General features: G+C 71.0%; 22 protein-coding genes. 16 read left to right on the plus strand and 6 right to left on the minus strand.

Translation table 11 applies throughout. From position 1 onward, the window contains the following. Nucleotides 1-107 precede the first annotated feature (107 nt). The 4 genes from AC4NN1_RS05340 to AC4NN1_RS05355 all read left to right on the plus strand — a co-directional run bounded on the left by AC4NN1_RS05340 (nt 108) and on the right by AC4NN1_RS05355 (nt 4208). The gene (locus tag AC4NN1_RS05340) at nt 108-2090 is read left to right on the plus strand and encodes a TPM domain-containing protein (protein WP_491954735.1); all 1983 of its coding nucleotides are present in this window, start codon (nt 108-110) and stop codon (nt 2088-2090) included. A gap of 62 nt (nt 2091-2152) precedes the next feature. Beyond that, entirely contained in the window at nt 2153-2887 is a 735-nt protein-coding gene (locus AC4NN1_RS05345) for a PspA/IM30 family protein (protein ID WP_018188663.1), read from the plus strand. 68 nt (nt 2888-2955) lie between these two features. Further along, nucleotides 2956-3768, plus strand: a complete 813-nt coding sequence (locus tag AC4NN1_RS05350) for an arginase family protein (RefSeq protein WP_491954736.1) — start codon at nt 2956-2958, stop codon at nt 3766-3768. Continuing rightward, entirely contained in the window at nt 3765-4208 is a 444-nt protein-coding gene (locus AC4NN1_RS05355; RefSeq protein WP_018188665.1) for a hypothetical protein, read from the plus strand. Before AC4NN1_RS05350 ends, AC4NN1_RS05355 begins: the two co-directional genes overlap by 4 nt. Before the next feature lie 9 nt (nt 4209-4217). Here AC4NN1_RS05355 and AC4NN1_RS05360 read toward each other — a convergent pair whose 3' ends face one another. Both AC4NN1_RS05360 and AC4NN1_RS05365 read right to left on the minus strand, forming a co-directional pair. Next, nucleotides 4218-4931, minus strand: a complete 714-nt coding sequence (locus tag AC4NN1_RS05360; RefSeq protein ID WP_336124335.1) for a tyrosine-protein phosphatase — start codon at nt 4929-4931, stop codon at nt 4218-4220. Continuing rightward, the gene (locus tag AC4NN1_RS05365) at nt 4928-5410 is read right to left on the minus strand and encodes a carboxymuconolactone decarboxylase family protein (RefSeq protein WP_116228651.1); all 483 of its coding nucleotides are present in this window, start codon (nt 5408-5410) and stop codon (nt 4928-4930) included. The genes AC4NN1_RS05360 and AC4NN1_RS05365 overlap by 4 nt, the downstream gene beginning before the upstream one ends. Nucleotides 5411-5453: 43 nt before the next feature. Here AC4NN1_RS05365 and AC4NN1_RS05370 point away from each other — a divergent pair, with 43 nt between their 5' ends. The 8 genes from AC4NN1_RS05370 to AC4NN1_RS05405 all read left to right on the plus strand — a co-directional run bounded on the left by AC4NN1_RS05370 (nt 5454) and on the right by AC4NN1_RS05405 (nt 12842). Then, nucleotides 5454-6407 (plus strand): alpha/beta fold hydrolase, encoded by a 954-nt coding sequence (locus AC4NN1_RS05370; RefSeq protein WP_491954737.1) that lies wholly within the window; start codon nt 5454-5456, stop codon nt 6405-6407. 104 nt (nt 6408-6511) lie between these two features. Next, nucleotides 6512-8020 carry an ABC transporter substrate-binding protein gene (locus tag AC4NN1_RS05375; RefSeq protein ID WP_491954738.1) on the plus strand — a complete coding sequence of 503 codons (1509 nt, stop codon included), beginning with the start codon at nt 6512-6514 and terminating at the stop codon, nt 8018-8020. After that, nucleotides 8017-8967 (plus strand): ABC transporter permease, encoded by a 951-nt coding sequence (locus AC4NN1_RS05380; RefSeq protein WP_491954739.1) that lies wholly within the window; start codon nt 8017-8019, stop codon nt 8965-8967. Before AC4NN1_RS05375 ends, AC4NN1_RS05380 begins: the two co-directional genes overlap by 4 nt. Further along, complete coding sequence (locus AC4NN1_RS05385) at nt 8967-9848, plus strand: ABC transporter permease (RefSeq protein WP_491954740.1); 882 nt, start codon at nt 8967-8969, stop codon at nt 9846-9848. The genes AC4NN1_RS05380 and AC4NN1_RS05385 overlap by 1 nt, the downstream gene beginning before the upstream one ends. Then, the gene (locus AC4NN1_RS05390; protein WP_491954741.1) at nt 9845-10636 is read left to right on the plus strand and encodes an ABC transporter ATP-binding protein; all 792 of its coding nucleotides are present in this window, start codon (nt 9845-9847) and stop codon (nt 10634-10636) included. The genes AC4NN1_RS05385 and AC4NN1_RS05390 overlap by 4 nt, the downstream gene beginning before the upstream one ends. A gap of 41 nt (nt 10637-10677) precedes the next feature. Beyond that, nucleotides 10678-11430, plus strand: a complete 753-nt coding sequence (locus tag AC4NN1_RS05395; RefSeq protein WP_491954872.1) for an ABC transporter ATP-binding protein — start codon at nt 10678-10680, stop codon at nt 11428-11430. 43 nt (nt 11431-11473) lie between these two features. Continuing rightward, entirely contained in the window at nt 11474-12532 is a 1059-nt protein-coding gene (locus AC4NN1_RS05400) for a M4 family metallopeptidase (RefSeq protein WP_491954742.1), read from the plus strand. Beyond that, nucleotides 12516-12842, plus strand: coding sequence for a protealysin inhibitor emfourin (locus AC4NN1_RS05405; protein ID WP_116228644.1), 327 nt, complete (start codon nt 12516-12518; stop codon nt 12840-12842). The genes AC4NN1_RS05400 and AC4NN1_RS05405 overlap by 17 nt, the downstream gene beginning before the upstream one ends. Here the strand turns inward: AC4NN1_RS05405 and AC4NN1_RS05410 are convergent. Genes AC4NN1_RS05410 through AC4NN1_RS05420 form a run of 3 tightly spaced genes read right to left on the minus strand, consistent with a single transcriptional unit; the run spans nt 12820 to nt 14661 of the window. Continuing rightward, nucleotides 12820-13443 (minus strand): GNAT family N-acetyltransferase, encoded by a 624-nt coding sequence (locus tag AC4NN1_RS05410; RefSeq protein ID WP_116228643.1) that lies wholly within the window; start codon nt 13441-13443, stop codon nt 12820-12822. The two genes, AC4NN1_RS05405 and AC4NN1_RS05410, sit on opposite strands and share 23 nt — an antisense overlap. A 16-nt stretch (nt 13444-13459) precedes the next feature. Next, on the minus strand, nt 13460-14146 hold the full coding sequence (locus tag AC4NN1_RS05415; protein WP_491954743.1) for a uracil-DNA glycosylase: 687 nt from the start codon (nt 14144-14146) through the stop codon (nt 13460-13462). Next, a complete protein-coding gene (locus AC4NN1_RS05420) occupies nt 14143-14661 on the minus strand; it encodes a phosphoribosyltransferase (RefSeq protein ID WP_040570643.1) in 519 nt (172 codons plus the stop codon). Before AC4NN1_RS05420 ends, AC4NN1_RS05415 begins: the two co-directional genes overlap by 4 nt. Before the next feature lie 106 nt (nt 14662-14767). On the opposite strand from AC4NN1_RS05420, the gene AC4NN1_RS05425 reads away from it, so the two are divergent. Then, nucleotides 14768-16213, plus strand: coding sequence for an MFS transporter (locus tag AC4NN1_RS05425; RefSeq protein WP_491954873.1), 1446 nt, complete (start codon nt 14768-14770; stop codon nt 16211-16213). Nucleotides 16214-16219: 6 nt separating this feature from the next. Here AC4NN1_RS05425 and AC4NN1_RS05430 read toward each other — a convergent pair whose 3' ends face one another. Then, nucleotides 16220-17005, minus strand: a complete 786-nt coding sequence (locus AC4NN1_RS05430) for an SDR family oxidoreductase (RefSeq protein ID WP_181900434.1) — start codon at nt 17003-17005, stop codon at nt 16220-16222. A gap of 161 nt (nt 17006-17166) precedes the next feature. Here AC4NN1_RS05430 and AC4NN1_RS05435 point away from each other — a divergent pair, with 161 nt between their 5' ends. The 3 genes from AC4NN1_RS05435 to AC4NN1_RS05445 all read left to right on the plus strand — a co-directional run bounded on the left by AC4NN1_RS05435 (nt 17167) and on the right by AC4NN1_RS05445 (nt 20526). After that, nucleotides 17167-18489 (plus strand): bifunctional o-acetylhomoserine/o-acetylserine sulfhydrylase, encoded by a 1323-nt coding sequence (locus AC4NN1_RS05435; RefSeq protein ID WP_018188681.1) that lies wholly within the window; start codon nt 17167-17169, stop codon nt 18487-18489. A gap of 361 nt (nt 18490-18850) precedes the next feature. Then, nucleotides 18851-19393: a DUF4365 domain-containing protein gene (locus AC4NN1_RS05440; RefSeq protein ID WP_491954744.1), complete on the plus strand. Its 543-nt coding sequence runs from the start codon at nt 18851-18853 to the stop codon at nt 19391-19393. Beyond that, on the plus strand, nt 19390-20526 hold the full coding sequence (locus tag AC4NN1_RS05445) for a hypothetical protein (RefSeq protein WP_491954745.1): 1137 nt from the start codon (nt 19390-19392) through the stop codon (nt 20524-20526). Before AC4NN1_RS05440 ends, AC4NN1_RS05445 begins: the two co-directional genes overlap by 4 nt. Nucleotides 20527-20532: the final 6 nt, after the last annotated feature.

Here is a 20532-nt window from a genome sequence, read left to right on the forward strand (position 1 = left end):
GCTCCGACGGCAACCCGGTATCGAGACATACGAGCCGCGGCATAGACTCGCGACAAGCGGTTACGACCGCCGAGTGACTCACCGAGCGACTCCCGGAGGACCCACCGATGCGATCCCGACTGACGTCCGTCGTCGCGGTCTCGCTCGCGGTCCTGGTCGGCTCCCTGGGATTCGCGGTGCCGGCGTCGGCGACCGAGCCCGTCACCCTCGGCGACGGTCGCGTGCGGGATCAGGCCGACGTCCTGACCGACGCGCAGGAGGCGAACCTCGACGCTCACCTGGAACGACTCACGGCTGACACGGGCCTCGACCTCTGGGTCGTCTATGTCGACAGGTTCACCAGCCCGACCAGCGCCGAGAAATGGGCCTCCGACACCGCCGAGCTCAACAACCTCGGTCCGGACCAGTACCTCCTCGCGGTCGCCACCGAGGGTCGCGCCTACTACCTCTCCTCAGACTCATCCGGCCCCGTCTCCGACGACCGGATCACGGCGATCGAGCAGGACCGCGTGCTCCCCGCTCTGCAGCAGGAGGACTGGGCCGGTGCGGGCATCGCCGCAGCGGACGGACTCGCCGATACCCGCTCCGGCGGGGGCGGAGGCGTCATCTGGGTCGTGGTGATCGTCGCCGCGATCCTCGGTGCGCTTCTCGTGTGGGCGCTCGTGCGCAGACGCCGCGCCGCCGCGGGTGGATCGTCCGGCTCGCGACCGGTCCCGCTCGAGGAACTCGAACGGCAGGCCGGTGCCGCCCTCGTCCAGACGGACGACGCAATGACCACGAGTGCACAGGAACTCGGCTTCGCGAAAGCGGAGTTCGGGGATGCCGCGACCGCCGAGTTCGAGCAGGCGATCGCGGCGGCGCGCACCTCTCTGGACCGCGCCTTCGCGCTGCAGCAGCAGATGGACGACGACGTCCCCGACTCCCCCGAGCAGCGCCGCGCCTGGTACGGCGAGATCCTCGACCTCTGCCGGAGCGCCTCGGCGGCCCTCGCCGAGAAGGCCGACGCGTTCGACGCGCTGCGCGATCTCGCGAAGAACGCACCCGAGGCCCTCGCGCGCGTTCAGCAGCTGCGGGCCGATGCGGGCACGCGACTCGAGGGTGTCGACGCCCGTCTCGCGCAGCTGCGCGAGAACTACCGAGCGGACGCCCTCGCCGCCGTGGCGGACAACGCCGCGCAGGCCCGCGATCGACTGAGTTTCGCCGATGCCCGTCTGACCGAGGCCCAGAGCGAGGTCGCGGCAGGCGACGGCGCGGGGGCGGCCGTCGGCATCCGTGCCGCGGAGCAGGCCGTCGATCAGGCGTCGCGCCTGCAGGAGGCGATCGAGAAGCTGGCCGCCGACCTCGCCGACGCCGAACGGGGCGGGGCCGCCCTCGTCACCGAACTCGACGCCGACCTCGCCGCGGCAGCCGCGACCCCCGACCCGGACTCGCGCCTCGCACCGGTCATCGCGTCGACGCGCCAGAACCTCGACGCCGCCCGCGAGAGGCTGACCGGTCGCGCGCGCGACCCGCTGTCCGCCGTCGCCCTCCTCGAACAGGCGAACGCCGCGATCGACGGCGCGCTCGGCGAGGTGCGCGACGCGCAGCAGCGCGCCGACCGTGCCCGCAGCGTCCTGTCGCAGACCCTCCTGCAGGCGAAGGCCCAGGTCTCCGCCGCCGAGGACTTCATCAGCGCCCGCCGAGGCGCCGTCGGCGCCACCGCGCGGACCCGTCTCGCCGAAGCCGGTGCGGCCCTCGTCCAGGCCACGCAGCTGCAGCAGAGCGATCCCGAGCGCGCCCTCGATCTCGCGCACCGTGCCGCCGCGCTGGCCGGCGAGGCGATGCAGCGCGCACAGGGCGACGTCGGATCGTTCGCCGGCGGCGGAAACACTGGCGGCGGGGGCGACTTCGGCGGCATGCTGGGCGGCATCATCCTCGGCTCCCTTCTGGGCGGCGGCGGATCGGGACGCTCCTCCGGTGGATTCGGCGGCGGCTTCGGCGGTTCGTCGTCGCGGCGCAGTGGCGGATTCGGCGGCGGCGGGTTCGGCGGCGGCTCGATCGGACGCAGCAGCGGCGGATCCCGTTCGCGACGAGGCGGAGGTCGATTCTGATCTTCCGGCGCCGCACCTCACAGACCTCGACAGCACGACCTCTCGTATCGAAAGGAAACCCGATGGCAAAGCAGTCCATCTTCGGCCGCATCTCCACCCTCATGAAGGCGAACATCAACGCCCTCCTCGACTCCGCCGAGGACCCGCAGAAGATGCTCGACCAGCTCGTGCGCGACTACACGAACAACATCGCCGACGCCGAGACCGCCATCGCCGAGACCATCGGCAACCTGCGCCTGCTCGAGCGCGACCACGACGAAGATGTGAAGGCCGCCGCCGAGTGGGGCAACAAGGCCATCGCCGCCAGCCGCAAGGCCGACGAGCTGCGCTCCGCCGGGAACACGACGGATGCCGACAAGTTCGACAACCTCGCCAAGATCGCCCTGCAGCGCCAGATCAGCGAAGAGAACGAGGCCCGGGCGATCGCCCCGTCCATCGCGTCGCAGACCGAGGTCGTCGACAAGCTCAAGGACGGCCTCAACGGCATGAAGCAGAAGCTCGACCAGCTTCGCTCGAAGCGCTCCGAGCTGCTCGCCCGCGCCAAGACGGCCGAGGCCCAGAACAAGGTGCACGACGCCGTCAAGTCGATCGACGTGCTCGACCCGACCAGCGAGCTCGGCCGCTTCGAAGACAAGGTCCGCCGCCAGGAGGCCCTCGCCGCCGGCAAGGCCGAGATCGCCGCCTCGACGATCGACGCGCAGTTCAACCAGCTCGAGGACCTCGGCGAGCTCACCGAGGTCGAGGCGCGCCTGGCCGCGCTGAAGACCGGCGGCAACGCCGGCGCGATCGAGCAGTAAGCACCGCACGCGAGACGCGGCGCCGGGCCCACGGGTCCGGCGCCGCCGTGCTCCCCCCGGAGGTACGCATGACCCGATTCCTCGTCGTCCCGCAGTGGCAGGGTTCGCCGTCGTCCCGCGCGATGCGCTTGATCGACGGCGCCGAGGCGATCGCCGAGGATCTACCGCGCTCGGCCGTGACCCGCGTCGAGGTCCCCGCCGAAGCGGGTGAGGCGGTGGGAACCGGCATCCGTCGCTTCAGCACCCTCAGCCGCGTCCGCGACGCAATCGGCGAACTCCTGCAGAGCACGGACGAGCCCGCCGTCGTCATCGGCGGCGACTGCGCCGTCGCTGTTCCGGCGATCGCCGCGGCGGCCGCGCGGCATCCGTCCCTCGCGGTGGTCTGGTTCGATGCCCACGGCGACCTCCACACGCCCGACTCGTCGCCCTCGGGAGCCCTCGCGGGCATGGCCCTCCGCGCCGCGATCGAGGCGGGTCCCTTCGCCCCGACACCGCCTGCCACCCCCGCGCGCACGGTTCTCGTGGGTGCTCGCGCCTTCGACGATGCCGAGGCGGACGCCCTGGCCGACTCGCCCATCACGCGGATGACCGCGGACGCCCTCGCCGACACGGAGGCCCTCGCCGACGCCGTCGCGGCCACCGGAGCGGACGCCGTGTACGTGCACATCGACCTCGACGTCCTCGACCCGGCCGCCATCGTGGGCCTCCTCGAGCCCGTCCCGTTCGGTGCCGACCCGGCTCACGTGACCGCCTCCCTCGCACGGCTGCGCGAGCGGATGCCGCTGGTCGGCGCATCGATCTCCGGTTTCGCGCCGGCGACCCGCGACGCCGCAGTCGAGGACCTCGGCACGATCCTCCGTCTCGTGGGAGCGGTCGCGTGAGCCCCGTCCCCCCGGCAGGATGGGAGGCGCACGCCGCGCGCGCCGTCGAGCGCGGCCGGCGATTCGATCGGTGGATCCCCGGCATCCTCCTCGACTCCCCGATCAGCCGGCTCGGCTACCTCGCCGGGACGGCGTTCGGGTTCGTGTGGGGGACGCTCTGGTCGACGGGCCGCGTCGAGCGGCGCGCGGGACTGTGGGTGTTCCGGGGGATGCCGGGGGTCACGTTCGGCCGCGGCGGTGTCTGCGTCGGGGGGTGCTTCCTCACCGGCGACGGCCCGATCGACGATCGGCTGCTCGCGCATGAGGGCGTCCACCGCGAGCAGTGGCGCCGCTACGGCATGCTGATGCCGCTCCTCTACGCGCTGGCGGGGCGCAACCCGCTGCGGAACAGGTTCGAGATCGACGCGGGGCTGGCCGACGGCCGGTACATCCCGCGCTGACCGGGAGCGTCACTCCACCAGCGCACGACGCAGTCCGCCGATCTCCGCCTCGGTGAGCCCGTGCGCCTGCAGGTAGTCGACCGGTCCGCCGTAGCGCAGTCGCAGGTCCTCGAACACGGCGCGCAGCTCGGCCGCGGGCGACCGGGTGACAAGGTCCTCCAGGTGCCGGGCGTCCGGGTACCTGTGGCGGAGGAAGCGCAGGACGCTCTCGTTCCTCCCGAGCGGCAGGAGCTGTTCGGTGCGCGCGTAGTCGGCGATCACGGCGTCCTCGTCCACGCCCGCGGCGGCGAGGACGAGCGCGACCGACAGCCCGGTGCGGTCCTTGCCGACCGTGCAGTGGACGAGCACGGGCTGCACGTCGAGCACGGCGCGCGCCGCCTCGACCAGGCGCGCCGCCGAGCCGTCGATGAGTGCTCGGTACACATCGGCGAGCGAGAGGTCGTCGTCGAAGAACGACGCGACCGATCCGGCGTACATGGGCAGATGCACGGTGTCGATGCCGAGACCGTCGAGGCGCGACGGTTCGCTGCGACGTTCGTCGTCGTCCCGCAGGTCGACGACGCGACGGATGCCGAGGGCCGCGACCCGCTCCCGCCCCGCCGCCGTGAGGTGACCGAGGTTCCCCGAGCGGAACAGGACTCCGGACCGGGTCCGCCCCGCCCCGGCGGGGAGCCCGCCGACGTCCCGGAAGTTGAAGGCGCCGGGGACGTCGTGGAGGTTCACGTCGTCGGCGGCGCGCTGCGCCGTTCGGGCACGGGGTAGCGTCCGGCGATCGCGATGCGGTTGAACGCGTTGATCGACACGAGGAGCCAGCTGAGGGCAACGTACTCCTCCTCGGACAGGATGCCGCCGACACGGTCGTAGACCTCGTCCGAGACGCCCTCCTCGTGGATGAAGACGAAGGACTCGGTCAGTTCGAGCGCCGCCCGCTCACGCTCCGTGAACACGCTCGATTCCCGCCACACCGGGATCTGAGCGAGGTGGTCGAAGCTCACGCCGGCCTTCGCCGCCCGATCGGAGTGGACCCGGACGCAGTACGCGCAGCCGTTGAGCTGCGAGGCGTGGATGAGGGCCATCTCGCGCAGTCGGGCGTCGATGCCCGCCTCGGCGGCGAGGTCACCCACCGTCGTCGCGAACGCCTCGAGGGCGTCGTAGGCCGGGCGGGCCGCACGGGCCAGGTGCACGCGGTGCTGATCGCTCATGCCGTCACCCTATCCGCGCCCGTCGTGGTCAGCGTCGGAGAGAATGGTCTGCGTGAGCGACGCCGCCTTCGACGAGTTCTCCTACCTCCCCGCGCAGGCCGATGCCCTCGGCATCCCGGTGCCACCGGTGCGCCGGCTGACGCATCGGCTCGGCGACGGGCGCGTGATCAGCGCTCTGCGCTTCGGCGACTCGGGCTCCGCTCCCCCGGTGACGTTCCTCCACGGTGCGGGGCTGAACGCGCACACGTGGGACACGACCGTCCTGCATCTGGGCCTGGACGCGCTCGTCCTCGACCTTCCCGGCCACGGCGACTCCTCGTGGCGCGATGACGCCCGCTACACGGGCCGGACCCTGGCCGCTGACATCGAACCCGCGATCCGCGAATGGACCGGTGGGGTGCCGCAGGTGCTCGTCGGACACTCGCTCGGCGGCCTCACGGCGGCGGCGCTCGCGGCGCGGCATCCGGACCTCGTCCGCTCCCTCGTCCTCGTCGACATCTCCCCCGGGATCGACCCGGACGGCGCGGCGTCATCCATCCGCGCGTTCTTCGCCGGCCCCGTCGATTGGGCGAGCCGGGACGAACTCGTCGAACGCGCGCTGAGCTTCGGACTCGGCGGTTCGCGCGACGCCGCCGCACGCGGCGTCTCACTGAACTCGCGGGTCCGCCCCGACGGCCGCGTCGAGTGGAAGCACCACTTCGCCCACCTCGCGAACCGGCTCGCCGCCGACCCTGCGGGGGCCGCCGCGGTGGACGAGGCGCAGCGGGCGAACGCCGGCATCCTCTCCGCCGCAGGGTGGGACGACCTCGCGGCCGTCACCGCACCGGTCACCCTCGTCACCGGCACACGCGGCTTCCTCACCGACGCCGATCGCGAGGAGTTCCTCCGACGGATGCCGCGAACCCGCCGCATCGAGCTCGATTCGGCCCACAACGTCCAGGAGGAACGGCCCGCCGAACTCGCTGCGTGCATCCGCACGGCGCATGACGACCGGTGACCGAACTGCACGCGCGGGACTCTAGGCTGTAACGCGCACCGAGCACCGCGATGGGCCGGCGTCAGTGACGACGCCCATCGACGCCGAAAGGACCCCCCACTCACATGCTTCGCCGCACCGCTTTGGCCGCCACGGCGCTCCTCGCCGCCGGAGCCCTGCTCCTGTCGGGCTGCACCGGTTCGCAGCCCGCTCCGTCCCGATCCGAGGGAACCCCCGACCCTGACGCGACCGTCAACGTGCGTCTCGTGCTCGAGCCCGGCAACCTCGACATCCGCGAGACGGGGGGATCGGCCCTCGACCAGATCCTGATCGACAACGTGTACCAGGGGCTCATCGCCCGCACGCCCGACCAGAAGATCGTGCCGGCGCTCGCCAGCGACTACGAGGTCTCCGGCGACAAGCTCACCTACACGTTCACGCTGCGCGAGGGCGTCACGTTCCACGACGGGCAGCCCCTCACGCCGCAGGACGTCGTCTGGTCGCTCACGCAGGAGCGCGACACCCCGACCTACCGTGACTCGGCACGCCTCGCCAATGTCGCGACCATCGCCGCCGAGGGCCAGAAGATCACGCTGACCCTGAAGGCGCCCGACTCGACGCTGCTGTGGAGCCTGACCGGCCGCGCCGGCCTGATCCTCAAAGAGGGCGACACCATCGACCGCAAGACCGCGGCCAACGGCACCGGTCCCTTCCGCCTCGCCGACTGGCGCGAGGGCGACAGCATCGTCTTCGAGCGGTTCGCCGACTACTGGGGCACGCCGTCGTCCGCCGCCGAAGTCGTGTTCTCGTACGTCAGCGACAACCAGGCAGCGCTCAGCGGCGCCCTCGCGGGTGAGTTCGACGTGCTGACCGGGTTCGATGCGAACCTGAAGGACCAGGTCGAGGCGAACGGCGACTTCACCCTCGAGATCGGCGACTCGACCGACAAGGGCACGCTCGCGTTCAACCAGACCTCGGGTCCGCTGGCGGACGTACGCGTGCGCAAGGCCATCCGACAGGCGATCGACAAGAAATCGATCGTCGAGGCGCTCGGCGCCGGCAAGACGATGTACGGCCCGATTCCGTCGCTCGACCCGGGCTACGAGGACCTGTCCGAGGTCGCTCCGTTCGATCCCGAGGCGGCACGGAAGCTGCTCGCCGAGGCGGGCGCGGAGAACCTCTCCCTGACCCTGACGATTCCCTCCGCGTACGGCACGACGATCCCGCAGATCCTCGTCTCGAACCTGCGGGATGTGGGTATCACTCTGAAGGTGAACCCGGTCGAGTTCCCGACGTGGCTGAACGACGTCTACGGGAACAAGGACTACGAGCTGAGCTTCGTCCTCCACACCGAGGCGCGCGACTTCGAGAACTGGGCGAACCCGGACTACTACTTCACGTACAACGATCCCGAGGTCCAGAAGCTCTACGCCGAGGCCGTCGCCGCGACGGACGACGCCGCAGCCGCCGACCTGCTGAAGCAGGCCGCGCGCATCGTGTCCGAGGATGACGCGGCGGACTGGCTCTACAACGGTCAGTCCGTCCTCGCGGTCGCGTCGAACGTCAGCGGGATGCCGACGGTCAACGTGAACGAGCGCCTCAACGTCGCCGAGCTGGCCAAGAGCAAGGGGTGATCCGGTACGCGCTGACGCGACTGGCCCTGCTGGTGCTGGGCCTGTTCGTCGCCAGCGCGCTCATCTTCACCACCCTCCGGATCCTGCCGGGTGACATCGCGCAGCTGATCGCCGGGGTGAACTCCACCCCCGAGCAGCTCGCCGGCATCCGCGAGCGGCTGGGGCTCGACCGCCCGATCCCCGTCCAGTACGGCGACTGGATCGGCGGCGTCCTCCGCGGCGACCTCGGGTCGTCGCAGCTCACCGGCACCCCGGTCGTCTCGGAGCTGCTGCAGAAAGCGGAGGTGACGGTGCCCCTCGGCATCCTCGCTTTCGTCGTCGCCCTGCTGGTCGCGCTCCCCTTCGGCGTGCTCGCGGCGGTGCGCCGGCATCGGCCGGACGGCGTCGCCGTCTCGGTCGGCGCGCAGGCCTTCGCCGCCGTACCCGTCGTCTGGGCGGGCATGATGCTCGTCGTCGTCTTCGCCGTGACCCTGGGATGGCTGCCGGCCCAGGGTTTCCCCCGGGCCGGCTGGTCCGACCCGGCGGCGGCGTTCCGGGCGCTCGTCCTCCCCGCCGTCACGATCGGCGTCGTCGAGGGAGCCGTGCTGCTGCGGTTCGTCCGCTCGGCGACCCTGCAGGCCATGGGTCAGGACTTCGTGCGGACCGCCGCGGCGAAAGGGCTCACGCGCACGCAGGCGCTCCTGCGCCACGGGCTCCCGAGTGTCGGCCTGTCGGTCATCACGGTGCTGGGCGTCCAGGTGGCCGGGATCATGGTCGGGGCGGTCGTCATCGAGCAGCTGTTCAGTCTGCCCGGGATCGGGCGCATGCTGGTCGAGGACACCGGCAACCGCGATCTCGTCAAGGTGCAGGGGGAACTCCTCGTCCTGACGGGTCTCGTCCTGATCATCGGGTTCGTCGTCGATCTCGTGCACCGCATCCTCGATCCGCGCCAGCGAGAGGCCGAGTGATGCGGCGACTGCAGTGGGCGAGGCGCGTCTGGGCGTCGGGGACCGGCCGCTTCGGGGTGATCGTGGTCGTCGTCATCGCGGCGACGGCGCTCGTCTCCCTGTTCTGGACGCCGCTCGACCCGCAACGCGTCGACATCGCGAACCGCTGGGCGGCCCCCGGGGCCGCGCACCTGCTCGGGACCGACGGGTCGGGACGCGACATCCTGAGTCTCTTGATGGCAGGCTCGCGCACGACGGTGCTCGTCGCTGTGGGTGCCGGGGTCATCGCGACCGCCATCGGCCTCGTGCTCGCCGCGCTCGGTGCGCTCACTCCGCGGCCGGTCCGCGAGGGGGTCACGGTGATCGTCGACATCCTCATCGCCTTCCCGGTGCTCCTCATCGCGATGATGATCTCGGCCGTCTGGGGCGGCTCGCTCCTGGTCGTCATCGTGTCGGTCGGGATCGGGTTCGGCGTCAACATCGCCCGCGTCACGCGCCCCGAGCTGCGCCGCATCCTCCGGAGCGACTTCGTCCTCGCGGGACGCGCCGCGGGACTCTCGCCGTCGCAGAGCCTCTGGCGTCACCTCCTCCCGAACGTCGCGCCCGTCTTCATCGTGCAACTGTCGTGGGGCATGGCCGTCGCCGTGCTGGCCGAAGCGGGCCTGTCGTACCTCGGTTTCGGCGCCCCCGTGACCCAGCCGTCGTGGGGGCTGCTCCTCGCCGATCTGCAGCGCTTCATCAGCGTCCACCCGCTGTCGGTGCTGTGGCCGGGGCTCGCGATCACGCTCACCGTCCTCGGCTTCAACCTCCTCGGCGACGCCCTGCGCGACGCCACGGATCCGACCCTGTCCCGCGGATCCGCTCCGCGCGGCACCGAGCCTCCCGCGGCGGTGACGGCATGACGCTCTCGATCACCGGTCTGACGATCGACGTCGCCGGCCGCCGCGTCGTCGACGGAGTCGACCTCGAGGTCGCCGACGGCGCGCGCGTCGGGCTGATCGGCGAGTCCGGATCGGGCAAGTCGCTGACCGCCCTCGCCGTCCTCGGACTCCTGCCCGACGGCGCGCGGGTCGGCGGCAGCATCCGCTGGGAGGGCCGGGAACTGATCGGGATGCCGGATCGCGACCTCGCGCGCCTGCGCGGTGACGAGATCGGCATGGTCTTCCAGGAGCCGCAGACGGCGCTGAACCCCATCCGCACGGTCGGGCGGCAGATCGCCGAGTCCATCCGCATCCATCAGCGCGGCGTCTCCCGCGCCGAGGCGTGGGCACGGGCGGTCGAGGAGGCGCGTCGGGTGAAGCTGCCCGACCCCGAGGCCATCGTCCGTCGCTATCCGCACCAGCTCTCGGGCGGGCAGCGTCAGCGCGTCGCGATCGCGATGGCCCTCGCGTGCCGTCCCCGGCTGCTGATCGCGGACGAGCCGACCACCGCGCTCGATGTCACGATCCAGGCGGAGATCCTCGAGCTCCTCCACCACCTCGTCGACGAGGACGGCATGTCGCTCGTGTTCATCACGCACGACCTCGCGGTGCTGTCGCAGATCGCGACCGACGCCGTCGTGCTCGAATCGGGTCGCGTCGCCGAGTCGGGGCCGCTTCGGATGCTGCTGCGCTCCCCCGCCTCCCCCGTCACCCAGGCACTGCTCCGCGACGCGACCGCCACCCTCTGGCGACCGGGAGGCCGCGCGTGAGCGACCTGATGCGGGCACGTGGTCTGACGCGCCGATACCGGATGCCGCGGTCCCGGCCGTTCGAGCCGGCCCGGTGGACCACCGCGCTCGTCGACGTCGACGTCGACGTCCGGGCGGGAAGCGCCCTCGGGATCATCGGCGAGTCGGGCTCGGGCAAGTCGACGCTCGTGCGACTGCTCCTCGGTCTCGACGTACCGAGCGCGGGCTCCGTCGAGTTCGATGGACGCCCCGTGGACGGATCGGCGTCGGCGCGCTCGCTCCACTGGTTGCGGCGGCGCACCGGCATCGTCTTCCAAGACCCCTACGGGTCCCTCGATCCTCGGATGAGCATCGGGCGGATCGTGGCCGAGCCGCTCTCGGCCCTCGACATCCCGGGCGATCACCGGGCCCGCGTCCGCGAGGTCCTGGACGACGTCGGCTTGCCCGCCGACGCCGCCGAGCGATTCCCGCACGAGTTCTCCGGCGGACAGCGGCAGCGGATCGCCCTGGCGCGGGCGCTCGTCCATCGCCCCGACGTCCTCGTCGGGGACGAACCTCTGTCGGCCCTCGACGTGACCGTCCGGGCGCAGATCCTCGACCTCATCCGCGAACTCCGCCGGCGTGACGGCCTCACCCTCGTGATGGTCTCGCACGACATCGGCGTCGTGCAGAACCTGTGCGACGACGTGGTCGTCATGACGGAGGGACGCGTCGTCGAGGAGGGCCCGACGGAGAAGGTGCTCCTCGAGCCGCAGGTCGCCTACACGCGGCGCCTCCTCGCCTCGATCCCGATCATCGACCCACGCGATCGGTGAGACCGCCCGTCACCGTGTCGGCGGAGGGGACTAGCGTGGCGGCATGCACGCCATCGTCCCGCCGTACCTGCTCGCCCGCCTCGCGGCCGCTCCGGCCGAACGATTCCCGCACGCCGTCGCCGCGGCCCGTGCCACCCTCGCCGTCCGGCGCGCCTACGCGCCGATGCGCGCCCACCTCGACCTGTCGGTCGACGGCGACGCGCTCGTCGTCTCCGCCGCACCCGACTCCGATCGTCTGATCTCCGACGCGGAGAACCGCGAGGAGTTGCCCGGCACACCCGCGCGCGCCGAGGGCGCCGCTCCGACCGGCGACGCGGCGGTCGACGAAGCGTACGACGGGCTGGGCGCGACCTTCACCTTCCTGTGGGAGGCCTTCGAACGGGTCGGCCTCGACGGGCGGAGCGGCTCCCTCGCCGCTACGGTCCATTACGGTCGCGCCTACGACAACGCGTTCTGGGACGGCGAGCGCATGGTGTTCGGCGACGGCGACGGCGAGGTGTTCGCCGGCTTCACGCGATCGCTCAGCGTCATCGCGCACGAGTTGGGCCACGGCGTGATCGAGTCGGCCAACGGTCTCGATTATTCGGGACAGTCGGGCGCCCTCAACGAGTCGATCGCCGATGTCTTCGGTGCGCTCGCCGACCAGCACCACAAGGGCCAGACGGCGGATGCCGCGACCTGGCTCATCGGCGCCGAGATCTTCACCGACGCGGTCACGGGATCGGCGCTCCGCTCCCTCGCCGCCCCCGGGACGGCGTACGACGACGACGTCCTCGGCAAGGATCCGCAGCCCTCGCACATGCGCGATTTCGTCGAAACCTCGGGCGACAACGGCGGCGTGCACATCAACTCCGGCATCCCGAACAAGGCGTTCCACCTCGTCGCGACGGCTCTCGGCGGCTACGCCTGGGAACGCGCCGGGCCCATCTGGTACCTCACCCTCGTTTCGGGCACCCTCTCGACGGCGGCGACCTTCGCGCAGTTCGCGGCCGCCACCGCCGAGACAGCGGTGTCGGAGTACGGTGAGGACTCTGAGGAGGCCGTCGCCGTCCGCACCGCGTGGGCGAGCGTCGGAGTCGTGGAGGATGCCGCATCCCGTTGATCCGCTGACGATCACCGTCGTCCGCACCGGTGGATTCGCCGGGCTCCGTCGCGCGTGGCGCGTCGAGCTCGCGGGGACCGACGCCGACGCGTGGATGCCGCTCCTCGACGCGTGCCCGTGGGAGGAGCCTGCGGCATCCGCTCCCGGCGCCGACCGGTTCTCGTGGGAGGTCGCGGCCATCCACGGTGCCCACGATCGCCGAGCGGTCGTGGGCGATGCCAGCGGTCCGTGGCGCGCGCTCATCGACCGCGTGCAGGCGGACGGCGCGGCCGTCCGGCCGGCGGACCTCAGCGGGAACGCAGACGCGTGAGGAGCGAGTCCTTCTTCTTCGGGGTCAGGTGCTTCTGCAGGTAGATCGTGCCGAGCGAGCGCCCGAACTTGAACCCGACCTTGCCCATGCGTCCCACCTCGACGAACCCGAGCCGTTCGTGCAGGGCCAGTGAGGCCTCGGCGCCCTTGTCGCTGACGACGGCGACCATCTCGCGGATGCCCTTCTCCTCGCACGCGGCGATGAGCCCCTCCAGCAGCGCCCGACCGAGGCCTTTGCCCGTCGCGGCCTGTCCGAGGTAGATGGAGTTCTCGACGGTGTAGCGGAACCCGCTCTTGCCGGTCCACGGTGAGACGAGGCCGTACCCCAGGATCTGCCCGCTCGGCGACACCGCGACGAGGAAGGGCAGTCCGAGCTTCGCGAGGTAGTCGAACTTCTCGACCCACTGCTTGTGCGTCCACCGCTTCTCGTCGAAGGTCACGACCGAGTTCGCCACGTAGTGGTTGTAGATCTCGCGCACGTCGGCCATGTCGGTGCGGACAGCGGGCCGCAACTCGAACGAGAACTCGCGCTCGGGCTCGGGGCGACGGCGGAGATGACGGGGAAGGCGGCGGCGATCGCGCTCGTACTCGTCCTCCAGCATGCCGCCAGCATACGGCTCAGTCGGGCAGTCGCCAGTCGACGGGAGCAGCCCCCTGCGCCTCGAGCAGGGCGTTCACCCGCGAGAACGGGCGCGAGCCGAAGAAGCCGCGCCGCGCCGACAGCGGGGACGGATGCGCCGACTCGACGCGCGGGGTCTCGCCGAGCATCGGGACGAGGGTCGCGGCATCCTTCCCCCAGAGCACCGCGACGAGCGGCTCGGACCGGGCGACGAGCGTCGAGATGGCGTGGGCGGTGACACGCTCCCAGCCCCAGCCGCGGTGCGAGCCGGCCTCACCGGGTGCGACGGTCAGGACGCGGTTGAGCAGCATGACGCCCTGGTCGGTCCACGCCGAGAGGTCGCCGTGCGCCGCCGGAGGGATGCCGAGATCGGTCGACAACTCGGCGTAGATGTTCCCGAGGCTCCGCGGCAGCGGTCGCACGTGGCGATCGACGGCGAACGAGAGCCCGATCGGGTGTCCCGGCGTCGGGTAGGGATCCTGGCCGACGATCAGTACGCGGGCGGCCGAGAGCGGCCGGCTGAACGCACGCAGGACGTGGTCGCCCGCGGGCAGGTACCCGCGCTCGTCCGCGCGGAGCCGGTCGCCGAGCGCGGCGATGTCCTCGGCGACGGGAGCGAGGGCGTCCGCCCACTCGGGGTGGATGTGCCCGTCGGCCGCGAGGGCATCGAGAGAGCGGCCGCTCATGCCCCGGCGGGGAGGCCCGCATCCTCCTGGACGACCGTCCCGCGGAACGACCACGGGAAATCGATCCAGCGGTCGGTCTCGCGCCACGAGTAGTCGGGCATCGCGATGGAACCGGGCTTCGTGTAGATGCAGACCGAGCGGACATCCGCGCCGGCGTCGCTCAAGAGCTGAACGGCGAGGGCGAGGGTGCGGCCGCTGTCGGCAACGTCGTCCACGAGGAGCACGCGCTTGCCCGGCAGGGCGCTGAGGTCGAGGTCGGGCGGGAGGATCTCGGGCGCGTCGAGGACCGTCCCGATCCCGGTGTAGAACTCGACGTTCAGCGCTCCGCAGCTCTTGACGCCGAGTCCGTACGCGATGGCCCCGGCCGGCAGGAGACCCCCGCGGGCGATCGCGACGACGATGTCGGGAGCGAACCCGTCCGCGACGATGCCGCGCGCCAGGTCGCGGGTCGCTCCGCCGAAATCATCCCAGGTCAGCGTCTCGCGTTCGGCGGCCACCGGCATCCCCTCGTCCATGGATTCCCAGACTACGACCTGCGGGACGGCGGGCTGCTCCAGCGCTAGGCTCGCGCTCGTGACCGGGATCCCGCCCTCCTCCGCGCCGTTGCTGCGTTCGTCCGCCCTGCGTGCATCCACGCTGGGCATCACGGCGGGACTCATCGGGTGGTTCATCGTCGTCGAGCTCGTCAGCGGCATCCTGCAGGGGTTCTACGTCCCCCTGTTCAGCGACATCGTCGTCCAGCTCGGCATCCGCGACGCCGACGTGAACTGGTTCGAGGCCGGGCAGCTTCTGCTGAGCGCCCTCGTCGTCCCGATCCTCGCCAAGCTCGGCGACATGTTCGGGCACAAACGGATGCTGCTCGTCGCCGCGGTCCTCACCGCCCTCGCCTCGTGGGGCCTCGTCTTCGCCGACTCGTTCTGGACCTTCCTGCTGTTCTGGTCGCTGCAGGGGTTCTACGTCGTGTGGCTGCCGCTCGAGGTCGCCCTCATCTTCGAGCGCGGGCGGGAGCAGAACCGCGGCGTCTCGCTCACCCGGCGTGCTGCGGGGCTGCTCGTCGTCGGGCTCGAAGCGGGGGCGATCATCGGCGCCCTCGCCGCGGGACGCATCTACGCGGCGACGGGCGACCTCGGGCTCACCCTCATGGTCCCCGCCATCGCCGTCTCGCTCGTCGTGATCGTCATCTGGCTGTGGGTGCCCGAATCGACCCCCAGCGGCGAGCGCCGCCTCGACACCGTGGGAGTGATCCTCCTCGCCTGGGGACTGCTGCTGGTGACCGGCGCCCTCGCCTGGATGCGGCTCATCGGCGAGCTCGGCCTCGGCGCGGGCACGTGGGCGGGGGTCGCGGCGCTGTTCGTGCTCGGCGTCGGCGTGCTCGTCTGGTTCGTCCGCCACGAGCTGCGCCACCGGCATCCCGTCGTCGACATGCGGGTGCTCGCGCGCCCCGACATGTGGCCCGTGCAGGCGACGGCGTTCCTCATCGGCATCAGCCTGCTCGGTGCGCAGGGGCCGCTGTCGACCTACGCCGGCACCGATTCGTCGCTCGGCTACGGCCTCGGGCTCGACGCCACCGAGCGCTCGTACGTGATCGGCCTCTACCTCGTGTCCCTGATCGTGGGCGCGGTCCTGTTCGCGGTGACGTCGCGGCGGGTCAGTCCGCGTCTCGCGCTCATCGCCGCAGCCGTCCTCGTCGGAGTCGGCTACGCACTGTTCCTGCCGTTCCATCTCGAGGTCTGGCAGGTGCTCCTGAACCTGTCGATCGCGGGCATCGGATGCGGCGCCCTCGTGGGCGCGATGCCCGCTGCCGCCGCGGCGGCGGCGCCGTTCGGCAAGACGGGCGAAGCGTCGGGCATGACGAACACCACGAAGACGATCGGCGGCGCGTTCTCCTCCGCCGTCTTCGGCGTCGTCCTCGCGGCCGGCGCGGGCGCCGTCGCCGGGCAGACGGCGAGCTCGCTGGGCGGCTACCTCACGGTGTGGGCCATCTGCGCCGCGGGCGGATTCCTCGCCGCGCTCCTGCTGCTCCTCGTCCCGAAGGTCGCCTTCGCCGACGCCCCGCCGGAGGCCTGAGCGCGCTCAGCCCTCGATCGTGCGGGGCCGGAGCGGACCGCGCGCGAGCAGGTGCTGCGCGGACTGCGCGACCGGTCGCATCGTGACGAGGTCGAGGTTCACGTGCCCCGGCGCGTTCAGCGCGTAGGCGATGACGTCCGCCACGTCGCCGGCGGTCAGCGGCTGGTCGACGCCGTCGTAGACCTTCTCGGCCGCGGACCGGTCGCCGCCGAGACGATTGAGCGAGAACTCCTCGGTCTGCACCATGCCGGGAGCGACCTCGACGACGCGGATCGGCTCGCCGTTCAGCTCGAGCCGCAGGGCGTGCACGAGCATCGCCTCGCCCGCCTTCGCCGCGTTGTACCCGGCGCCTCCCGGATAAGCGGTCTGCGCGGCGGTCGAGGTGACGTAGACGGTGTCGGCGTGGCCGTCGACCTCCGCCGCGCGGCGCAGAAGCGGGAGGAGGGCAGCGGTCACGAGCTGAGCCGAGAGCACATTGACCTCGAACATCCAGCGCCAGTCGTCGGGGTCGCCGTTCTCGACGCGCTGCGTGCCTCGCGCGCCGCCGGCGATGTGGACGAGCGCGTGGACCGGGCCGGTGTCCTCCAGGTGCGCGGCGAGCGCCGCGACATCCGCCTCGCTCGTCAGGTCGGCCGCATAGGACTGCGATCCGATCTCGGCATCGAGGGCCTCCAGTCGGGCCGCTCGACGCGCGACGCCCACGACGTCCCACCCCGCCGCCCTCAGCGCGCGGACGGCCGCCTCGCCGATCCCCGAGCTCGCACCGGTCACCACTGCACGTCGATTCGCCATGCGCTCAACGCTAGTGACTCCGCGGGCGCCCGCGGACCGCTTCACGTTACGCCGCGTGTCCCGTTCCGTTGTCCCCGTCGGGCGCGACTCGTAACGTCGGTGTCGGGCCCGCGGCATCCGTCGCAGACCACCACCCGACCACACACGCAGGGAGCCATGTCATGTCCGCACCCGAGAACTGGCGCTTCGAGACCAAGCAGATCCACACCGGCGCCGCTCCGGACCCGGTGACCAAGGCCCGCGCCACGCCGATCTACCAGACGACGTCGTACGTCTTCGACAACGCCGACCACGCCGCGAACCTGTTCGCCCTGGCCGAGTTCGGCAACATCTACACGCGCATCCAGAACCCGACGCAGGATGTCCTCGAGCAGCGCCTCGCGGGCCTCGAGGGCGGCACCGGCGCCCTCGTCCTCGCGAGCGGCCAGGCCGCCTCGACCTTCGCGGTCCTCAACATCGCGCAGGCCGGCGACCACATCGTCTCGTCGAGCTCGATCTACGGCGGCACGTACAACCTCTTCAAGTACACGCTCGCCAAGCTCGGCATCGAGACGACGTTCGTCGAAAACCAGGACGACGCCGAGGAGTGGCGCCGCGCCGTCCGCCCGAACACGAAGCTGTTCTTCGCCGAGACGATCGGCAACCCGCAGATCAACGTGCTCGACGTCCGCACCGTCGCCGACGTCGCCCACGCCGCCGGCGTGCCGCTCATCGTCGACAACACGATCGCGACGCCGTACCTCATCCGCCCCTTCGAGCACGGTGCCGACATCGTCGTGCACTCGGTCACGAAGTTCCTCGGCGGTCACGGCACGACGATCGGCGGCGTCATCATCGACGGCGGCTCGTTCCCCTGGTCCCAGCACTCGGACCGATTCCCCGGCCTGACGACGCCGGACGAGTCGTACCACGGGGCGGTGTACACGGATGCCGTCGGTGACGGCCTCGCGTACATCATCAAGGCCCGTGTCCAGCTGCTGCGCGATCTCGGCTCCGCCATCTCGCCGCAGAGCGCGTGGAACCTCATCCAGGGCGTCGAGACGCTGTCGCTGCGCATCGAGCGCCACGTGCAGAACGCGCAGGAGATCGCCGAGTGGCTCGAGAACCATTCCGACGTCGCCTCGGTGAACTACTCGGGCCTGCCCACCTCGCCCTGGTACGCCGCGGCGAACCGCTACGCCCCGAAGGGCGTGGGCGCAGTCCTGTCGTTCGAGCTGAAGGGCGGCGTCTCCGCCGGCCGCGAGTTCGTCAACGCCCTGACCCTGTTCAGCCACCTGGCGAACATCGGCGACGTGCGCTCGCTCGTGATCCACCCGGCATCCACCACCCACTCGCAGCTGACCCCGGAGCAGCAGCTCACCTCGGGTGTCACCCCGGGCCTCGTCCGGCTGTCGGTGGGCCTCGAGAACATCGAGGACCTGAAGGCCGACCTCGAGCAGGCCCTCGCCGTCGCGCGCCGTCACTCCGAGGCCGCCCGCGCCTGACCTCCCCTCCTCAGGAGACCGACACCCCGCCCAGCACTGCCGCGGCGGGGTGTCGTGCGTCCGGCACCGCCATCGACCCGCGTCGGACGCACGACCGGCCGAGGTCCCCGTGCCACACCCTCCTCACCCGTCACCACTTGCACCGCGGGTCGTCCATCCGGCACCGCCCCCGCCATGCACCCGCCCCGGTCCGGCCTGCATAACGCTGCCCGGCCGAACCCCCGCGACCGGGACAGTGGAGGCACCTCGTCCGCTCTGCCATCGGGCGGGCGGGGTATTCAGCGCCCGATGCCCGAAGACCGACAGCGACACCGAGACGCGTCTGGCGGCGGCTTCGTCCCTCTGCCGCTAGAGTCGGGCCATGCCACCGACGCCTGAACCGGAAGAACTACTTCCCTTTCAGCAACTCAATCTGAACGCCCGGAAAGGCCGCTTCGGCGTCGTCTACATGCGAGCGATCGCGGGGCAAGCCGGTTGTGGCCTGAACGAGTCGGGCCCCGGCGAAGACACGCTCGCTGTCGATCTCACGCTGGAGTTCCCAGAGGGGGCCGTCCGCGTTCAGGTCAAGACGACGGCGTCGATGACCATCGACGATGATGACGAGTACCTGTCGTTCAGCGCGACCGACAAGTGGATCGCGAAGTGGGACCGCAACCAGAACCCCGTCTACTTCGTCATCGTCGTGGTGCCGGGTGTCAGTGACTCGTGGTTGGCTCATGATGCGAACGGAACACAGATGGTCCGCACGGCCGCCTACTGGGTTCGCCTCACGCCCGGAACGTTCGCTGAGACGAAGACCATCAAGGTGCCCCGCGCGCAGCGCGTAACGCTTGAAACGATCCCGATGTGGCACACCGACCTCGTCGGCCTGTACACAGCACCCGCCGAGGAGGAGGCAGCGTGAGTGATCACACCGCTGCACGGCGTGACGTCGCGAGTTTTCTGCGTCGAAAGGGATGGCAAGCGGACCCGGCAGGCCCGATCGGTGAGATGTGGCGACTGCCGTCTGACCACGGCGCCCATGCTCTCGCTATTCCGTTCAAGCTTGAACATGGCACGGCCGAGTGGAGCGGCATCGCGGCACGCCTTAGCAAGATCGAGAACGTGCCTCCGCAGGAAGTCGCAGACGCCATTGAGCGCGAGTTTCAGGACATCCAGAACTACCGGATTGGCGACCCTTTCGTGACGGACGACAGCGTCTTACTCGACAGCGCCTCGACAGTTCTCGCATCGGCTCGCCGCATGGTGCGGGCCGCCGCAACCACGGCCCGCAAGTCCCGCCCGCACATCGGCGCCAACTACAGCGCCCCCGGCGACGAGTTGGCGGCGCTAGTCCGCCTCTCTCACACCCGGCGTGGGTCGTTCGTGCTACCGGTGGTGATGCCCGTCGAACCGCCTGAGTTGACGGAAGCGGACATCCTTGGCGACCGCACGGAGATCGAGCCCGGCGAGCGCCGCGTGACCCGTACCCTGGCATCCGCAGTCGCGGCGATCAACGCCATCGCAGTTCAGCCGGAGCGCGAACCGACGACTGACGACGTCGTTCACCTGGTGCAAGCCGGAGTAAGTAGCGAGCTCGTCGCGTCCGTCCGATCGATCGCGGTCCACTCTGGTATCCAGTCGTTTGACATCAGGTTCCAGTGGGCACCCGGGCTCCGCGCACCCGGCGGCATCCCGGACCGAGTCGTGATCCCCGATGAAGCGGCGCCCGTCCTTGCTCGGGTCGAGCGGAAAATGAAGATCACGCGCCAGGAAGTGACCGAGTCCGTGTCGGGACAAATCGTTGAGATCCGACACCTTCCGGACGAGCCACTGGGTGAGATCGCGATCCGCACCATCCGAAACAACCGCAGCGCGGAGATCCGCATCACGACCACCGAAGCCGTCATCAGGTCCGCCTACGACTGGGCCAAACAGTCTCGCGCGATCATTGCCAGGGGCAAGGTGATCTCGGCGCCCGGTCGCCCTCTCTCGATACCGCACCCCGAACAGGTCCAAGCCCTAGACGCTCTCTTCAACGAGCAGTCCACGACCTAGGGCGTG

The sequence above is a fragment of the Microbacterium sp. MDV22-iso44 genome (assembly GCF_058629135.1).